Source organism: Streptomyces sp. NPDC021562, from assembly GCF_040640875.1.
Classification (GTDB): domain Bacteria; phylum Actinomycetota; class Actinomycetes; order Streptomycetales; family Streptomycetaceae; genus Streptomyces.
Map to the genome: position 1 here is coordinate 1 of NZ_JBFACN010000096.1, position 1308 is coordinate 1308.

General features: G+C 37.2%; 2 protein-coding genes. Both read left to right on the top strand.

All coding sequences use genetic code 11. The features are described from left to right. Positions 1–43 precede the first annotated feature (43 nt). Complete coding sequence (locus AB0G52_RS41165) at positions 44–391, top strand: hypothetical protein (RefSeq protein ID WP_361344427.1); 348 nt, start codon at positions 44–46, stop codon at positions 389–391. Positions 392–419: 28 nt separating this feature from the next. After that, positions 420–1067 carry a PspA/IM30 family protein gene (locus tag AB0G52_RS41170; protein WP_127740123.1) on the top strand — a complete coding sequence of 216 codons (648 nt, stop codon included), beginning with the start codon at positions 420–422 and terminating at the stop codon, positions 1065–1067. Positions 1068–1308 lie beyond the last annotated feature (241 nt).

Consider the following 1308-nt stretch of genomic DNA (forward strand, 5'->3'; position numbering starts at 1 on the left):
GTCGAAAGCTATGATAGGAGTATAAGAAAGGAGAGATTGATTGATGAAAAAAGTTGGTTTATTTCTTTTAGGAGCGACAGCAGCAATTGTCCTGCTGTCACATTTAGGTCCTTTAGTAGGATTAGTTATTAGCGGAGTATTGCTGTACCTTGTGTTCAAGCAATTTATGAAGGCAGGTACAACTGGGGCAAAAATAGGCTGGGGTGCTTTAGGTATCGTGTTACTGTGCATCACAGCAAGCAATCTTCCAGCAATCATTGCCCTTGTTGCAGCATACGTCCTGTTGTTAGTGTTTAAAAAGTGGAAGAAATCAGGTGCAGTTACACAGAAATCAAACTCAGATGATCCGTTCCAGAATTTTGAAAAGCAATGGTCTGAACTAAATAAATAAAAACTAAACAGAAAAGAGGAAAAAAATCATGGCAAACCTATTAGAAAGAATTAAAAATGCAGTAATGGCAGATATAAATGAAGTGCTCGACAAAAAGGAAAATAAAAATCCCCTAGCGCTTCTTAACCAATATTTAAAAGAATGTGAAAAAGAAACAGAAAAAGTAAAAGAGCTTGTGAAACGACAATATGTATTAAAAGAAGCATTCACAAAAGAGCTTAAAGAGGCTGAGGAACTTGCTGCAAAACGTAAAAAGCAAGCAGAAATCGCGTCACAGGCTGGCGAAGAGGAGCTGTTCTCTTTTGCTCAAACAGAACAACATCATTATGAGGAAAGAATTGTCCGTTTGACGGAATCACTGAAAATCACTGATAAGCAGACAAGTGAGCTAGAAGCAAAATATGCAGAAATGAAGCATAAACTGAAGGACATGAACATTCGTCGTCTTGAGCTGATGGGGAAAGAAAACATGACTAGAGCTTCTTACACAATGAATAAAATGACCGATAAACAAGGAAATTCTGCCGGAACAGCTAAGTTCGATGAAATGGAAACATATATTGACGGTTTGGAGAAAAAGATAACTAACAAGTACTATCAGCATACAATTGATGAAAAAATAGCTGCTTTAGAAAAAAAGATAGAGGAAAAGAAAGATGAAACTTTCACTTCTTGAAAAAAATGATATTCTTAAAAGGCGTAGGTTTTTTTATACGCCTTTCCGAGTGTGGATAATACGCTATTATCAATAGCCGGAGGGGCGTAGCCAGCATGAATGGAAGGAGGAATTCCGTTGTTTCAGAGAATAAAGAAGGACTTTGCAGGATGGATTGTCATCATCGCTGGATTCCTGCTTCTATTAGAGATTTTTTTATTGCATCCAGGGTTGATTTTTTCCTTTTTAGTTGCGATTGGAC

Bases quoted from the DNA above. Each gene is read 5' to 3' on its own strand.
- AB0G52_RS41165 (WP_361344427.1), top strand. From the start codon at position 44: ATGAAAAAAGTTGGTTTATTTCTTTTAGGAGCGACAGCAGCAATTGTC.
- AB0G52_RS41170 (WP_127740123.1), top strand. From the start codon at position 420: ATGGCAAACCTATTAGAAAGAATTAAAAATGCAGTAATGGCAGATATA.